The following is a 5,338-nucleotide window of genomic DNA, read 5'->3' on the forward strand; positions in this document are numbered from 1 at the left end:
TTTGGGGCACCGATACAAGAATGCCAGAGTGAGCAAGCTTCCTTGCCCGTACGAGCGACCCACACAACACATGTGGGCAGCGGGAAGGCCGCCCACATGTGTTAATTCACAACTGCAGCCTTACCTCCGTAGGCCATCCAGCAAGTGCGGAAAGCCTTCAAGGACCTCGTTCAATTCCGGCGGCAATAGCTCAGGCGGCAGATCCTGATAGGAAACTGGGCGAAGAAAGCGTCGGATCGCAAGTGTACCGACCGAGGTAGTGCGGCCGTCCGAGGTTGCGGGGAATGGACCGCCATGAACCATCGCGTGAGAGACTTCGACGCCCGTCGGCCAACCATTCGCGAGTATTCGTCCAACCTTGCGTTCCAACACGAGCAGAAGCTTGCGCGCGTCGGCGTAGTCGTCAGTATCCATATGAAGCGTCGCGGTAAGCTGCCCTTCCAGCCTCTCGGTAACTGCCATCAAGTGTTCTACGTCCTTGCAACGCACGAGCAGCCCGCTAGCGCCGAAGACTTCGTTGGCGAGCCTCTCGTCGGCGAGGAAGTGCTCTGCGTCCGTTTCGAAGAAAATGGCCGGGCTGCGATTGACGCCTTCCCCAGGTAAACCTTGGCCCACCGTCTTGATGCCTTTACTGTTGGCGAGTCTGGCAACTCCCTCGTCGAAAGCCGCATGAATCCCAGGTGTCAGCATGGGAGCCGGCGCGCGCCCGGAGATCGTCCCGATCGCAGCCGCGATGAAGCGCTCCAGGTCAGGCCCGTCGACTGCGAAGACCAGACCTGGATTGGTGCAGAACTGGCCAGCCCCGAGCGTCAGCGAGTCCACGAAGGCCTTGCCAAGCGCTTCCGCACGCCCCGCGAGGGCTGCGGGCATCAGATAGACCGGATTGATGCTGCTCATTTCGGCATAGACCGGGATTGGCTCCGCGCGTTGGCCCGCGATCGCCCCCAGCGCGATACCGCCGGCGCGTGAGCCAGTGAAACCTACCGCCTTGATGTTGGGATTGCGGACCAGGGCGGCACCCGTCTCGTTCGTGCCGTTCAGCAACGAGAACGTGCCTTCTGGCAGGCCGCAGGCGGCGACGGCAGCGCGAATCGCGCGGGCGACCAGCTCCCCCGTGCCCGGATGGGCAAGGTGCCCCTTGACGACGACCGGGCAACCGGCGGCAAGCGCTGATGCCGTGTCACCGCCGGCAACCGAGAATGCGAGCGGGAAGTTACTGGCACCGAAGACTGCTACCGGGCCCAGCGGAATTTGACGCAGACGAAGGTCGGGACGCGGCAATGGCTTACGCTCCGGCAACGCCGGGTCGACTCGAAGATCGAGCCAATCTCCGGCGCGAACCACCTGAGCGAAGAGCCGCAGCTGTGCAACGGTCCGGGCGCGCTCACCTTCCAGGCGCGGAAACGGCAGGCCCGTTTCTTCGTTGGCGCGCTGGATCAGCGCCTCTCCGATTTCCATGAGGTTGGCGGCGATCTTTTCCAGGAAGGTTGCGCGGGCGTTGAGCGCAACCGAACGGTAGGCGTCAAATGCCTCTCCGGCAAGAGCGCACGCGCGAGCGACATCCGCTTCGCTAGCAAGCGCGAAGGCCGGTTCTAGTTTTGCCCCCGTCGCGGGGTTGATTGCGTAGAGGGAACGATTGTCGCCGGACGAAGCGGCACCAATCAGCAGGTCGCCTTTTACTGCAAACGATTCTGTCATGGGAGACTCCTTACGTGAAGTTGACTTTGCTTGAGGGGGAAGGCATCGTTCGGTCCCTCCCAGATCAGCCATGGAAAAGTTCGTCGGCGCGAAGCACGCTCCGCAGGAGCAGGTTTGCGCCGTCTGCGCATTGCTGCGGGGAGGAATATTCGCGCTCATTGTGGGACAATCCGTCGCGCGATGGAATGAAGATCATCGCCGTCGGCACTTTTGATGCCAGATGGGCAGCATCGTGACCTGCACCAGAGACCGTGTCCAACGCCGGAAGTGAGAGCTCTTTCGCCTCCTGACGGATCACCCCCCGAAGCGACGAGTCGAAATGGACCGGCGCGTTACGCCAAACGATGGAAACCTCAGCCGCTGGTGCGAGCCGCACGATCTCTTCAGTCAACTCAACCTGCATCGAGGCAAGTCCGCTCTCATCGGGATGGCGAATGTCGATTTCGAGGTGCACTTCACCGGGCACCACGTTGCGGGAATTGGGTGACGCATGGATGTAGCCCACCGTCGCGACGCCCGGCCGATGCTTCAGGGCGACAGTCTCGGTGGCGAGCACGACCTTTGCTGCCGCGACAAGCGCATCGTCGCGTTGCGACATCGGAAAAGCACCGGCATGCGCTTCCGTGCCTCGGATGCGGATATCGAGCCAGCAAATCCCTTGGACTCCGGTGACGACGCCGACCGCACCTCCCCCTGCTTCCAGCACCGGCCCCTGCTCGATGTGGAGTTCCAGATACGCCGCCATCGGTAAATGGCCCGGGCTATGCGCGCCGCAATACCCTAGCACCTCCAGCGCCGCACCCACCGTCACACCATCCCTATCCGCGCGAGCATAGATGTCAGCGATATGATGCACGCCGCAGAAAACACCGGAACCCATCATGGCGGGAGAAAAGCGGGAGCCCTCCTCGTTAGTCCAGTTGACGACGGTGAAAGGGTGGCGCAGCTTCCGACCTGACGCGTTTAAAACCCGCAGGATCTCCACCCCGGCTAAGACGCCGAGAATGCCGTCGAAACGCCCACCCGCCGGTTGGGTGTCTAGATGGCTGCCGACGGCGATGGCGGGGAGGCCCGGCTTGGCACCCGGCAAAGTCGCGAACATATTGCCGATGCGGTCCACCTCCACAACGCAACCGAGCGCCCGGCATTCCGCCTCGAACCAGCGACGCACCTCTGCGTCCGCCGCGCCTAGCGAGAGTCTGTTCATGCCGGTTTCGCCAAAGGCACCGAAGCGCGCAGTCGTAAGGATATCGGACCAGAGCCGCTCGACATCGATGGCAAGGGCCGCCGTCATTCAGCGTTCTCCTGCGGGGCATCATGGATGCGGTACTTGAAGTCGCAATGCGAGGCCCCTTCCATGATCGTCTGCATACGCTCCAGCGTGATGCGGGGATTGTAGCCGGTGCAGAAGACGCCATCGCGGTTACACGACAGCAGGTGGCCAATATGGCCGAGCCCCATCTCGCGATAGGCCTCGGCGTAGCGACAGCGCTTGACGTCGTAATGGAATTCGTCGTCGGTTGCCTTGGTGACCTCGATGACGAGCGCGTCGTCCTGCGTCCAGAGATCCTGCAGTTCCTGAAACGTTCGCAGTGTCGTTCCTCCGGGTGTCCTTGCCGCAAAATACTCGCCGGCTTTGATCGCAGCCTTGCGGATGGCGGTATCGATAATGCCTTGAGCCGCTTCCTCGCCGATCTGTTGCCGCATCTCTTCATAGATCGGCGCGATAATGCCGGCCTCAATCTTACGGCGCGCAAGGATGCCGATTTCGCCATCCATCGCGGCTCGGCTATTGGCGCGTTCGTCTGTCGTATCCGTCATGTTCTATTCTCCTAATCTGGCAGCACGGCTGCCGCCTTTTTCAAACACGAACTGCTCCGGCAAGAGCCCGCAGCCCGAGAGGCGGTCAACTGGCCGCCTCTGCCGCAAACCCCCAACTCAGGTTCTCGATAAGATATGAAGCGTCCTCAAGGCCGACCTGCAGTCGAATGAGAGCTCCACCCTCGGGAGCGGGGATAGATCGGCGAGTCTCTAGGTTCACCGCCGTCGTTGCCGGCGTGGGCGCGGGATTAAAATTTCTCTTTTCGTCGATCTCTCTGACCTTCAGTTGGCGCTCTCGCTGGCTTTCTGCCGGCGCTTTCATGCGCTTCATCGGCCGCAAACACGGTCATATTGACCACGCGAGGTGACCGAGGGCGTCAAAATATGGGCTGGACCGCGCCGCGCCCGGCAGGATCGGCCCAACGTGCAGCGCCTCCTTCACCGTCTTGAGGACATTGAGAGTGATATTTGCTGCATTGAGGTGCGGGAAAACCAGCAGATTGGGCCTCATCCTTCAGCCGGGAGCCAGGCAACATCCAGTCGCGGAGCGTTTGTGATAGAGTCGCGCTTCGCCATGCATTTCGAGGTCAAATTCGAGATCTGGCGATCGAAATGCCGATGGATGATCCTTTCAAGCGCGCCCAGACAAAGACAATTGTTCCATCCAAGTATGGCCAACCTCCATACAAACTTGCACGACACAAATCTAGAGGTCTTTCACGAAGCGGAACAAAATGTCGCAAGCGACGTGGAGCTTATTCTTCGCAGCGTTCAGACTGCTGCGGCTGGGCGGCAGATTGTGTTCTTTCTGCTCTCGCTCCCGCAGAAACGTCGGAAATCGGAATGACTGACGCCGGGCAAATCCTTGTGCTCTTTTGAAGAGCCAGTAGGTTTGTCCAAGGGGAGCCTGCGCTTCATCTGCGGTGGGTCTATCCGGCAACATTAGAAAAACTGCCCTGTTTTTGCGACCGGATTTCGTCCGCAATCAGCCCGGCCAGAGCCGCGAGTGCGTGGTACAATTCGTCCCTGCCGGCAGCAACTTGATCCGCTATTTGGGCTGCTTCCTCTAGCGCTTGATCCCTAATCCTAACCGCGGCGTCGTGGCACAGGGGTTCTCCCTCTAGGTGCGTTGACTGACCAATCCTCATCGGGTCCCACCAACAGTCATTCGCCGAAGGGGTTCCAGCTGCGCCGTCCGCGCTCCAAGCGCTAGAACGTGGATAGGTGGACGCGGGGTCAAAAGCCGTATCTGATGTTGATCCGTGCATTGCCAAACCTCTGCCGCCGGAGAGTCTTCTCTCATTGATCTCGTAAGACAATCTACCCCCGGGGTTCCGAGCAGGATAGTGATCGAAAGGTTTCCCTGTCCTAAACCAAGGTCTATGCCTCGTAGCTCGGAAACACATGCAGCTCCAAGCTACGGCTCCCGGCGGCGTCTTCCGGTTGTGGCGTCATACATGGCAGACAGCGGCTGCGGGCGGCACGCGGTGAACATTTTTGCGAGCGTCCGCTGAACTCGGGTTGCGCAGCCGCCAAATTGGATATTGCTGTCTGCTGGCTCCATCGACTGCCCGTAGCCCAAAACCCCGAACCGAGTGGATTGCTCCCTATCGGCTGGCAACCTGTTGCAAATGAATATCCGTCGACACCCCCGCAATGTATGGTCTCCTCCCACGGACGCCATACAAAGGAAATACTCGCTCTAGCCCGGCAAATCAGTGGGCTGTCAATTTGCCGCACGCGCAGGAATTCGCTTCAAGCTCAGTTGACTAATTGGATTGTCAGGTTTAGCGACACCTGTATAGCCATACATATTGTA

3 protein-coding genes and 1 pseudogene are annotated in these 5,338 nt (G+C 60.2%); all 4 read right to left on the reverse strand.

All coding sequences use genetic code 11. The annotated features are described in order from the left end of the window. Positions 1-120: 120 nt before the first annotated feature. Positions 121-1,698, reverse strand: a complete 1,578-nt coding sequence (locus tag AAAB35_RS21995; protein ID WP_113113033.1) for an aldehyde dehydrogenase (NADP(+)) — start codon at positions 1,696-1,698, stop codon at positions 121-123. A gap of 64 nt (positions 1,699-1,762) precedes the next feature. Next, positions 1,763-2,992, reverse strand: coding sequence for a M20 family metallo-hydrolase (locus tag AAAB35_RS22000; protein WP_113113032.1), 1,230 nt, complete (start codon positions 2,990-2,992; stop codon positions 1,763-1,765). Further along, positions 2,989-3,519 (reverse strand): L-2-amino-thiazoline-4-carboxylic acid hydrolase, encoded by a 531-nt coding sequence (locus tag AAAB35_RS22005; protein ID WP_113113031.1) that lies wholly within the window; start codon positions 3,517-3,519, stop codon positions 2,989-2,991. Before AAAB35_RS22005 ends, AAAB35_RS22000 begins: the two co-directional genes overlap by 4 nt. Positions 3,520-3,767: 248 nt before the next feature. Next, a pseudogene (locus tag AAAB35_RS22010) lies at positions 3,768-4,135 on the reverse strand (phosphate acyltransferase); the annotation flags it as partial. Positions 4,136-5,338: the final 1,203 nt, after the last annotated feature.

It is taken from the genome of Phyllobacterium sp., from assembly GCF_037994425.1.
GTDB lineage: Bacteria > Pseudomonadota > Alphaproteobacteria > Rhizobiales > Rhizobiaceae > Phyllobacterium.

Bases quoted from the DNA above. Each gene is read 5' to 3' on its own strand.
- AAAB35_RS21995 (WP_113113033.1), bottom strand. From the start codon at position 1,698: ATGACAGAATCGTTTGCAGTAAAAGGCGACCTGCTGATTGGTGCCGCT.
- AAAB35_RS22005 (WP_113113031.1), bottom strand. From the start codon at position 3,519: ATGACGGATACGACAGACGAACGCGCCAATAGCCGAGCCGCGATGGAT.
- AAAB35_RS22000 (WP_113113032.1), bottom strand. From the start codon at position 2,992: ATGACGGCGGCCCTTGCCATCGATGTCGAGCGGCTCTGGTCCGATATC.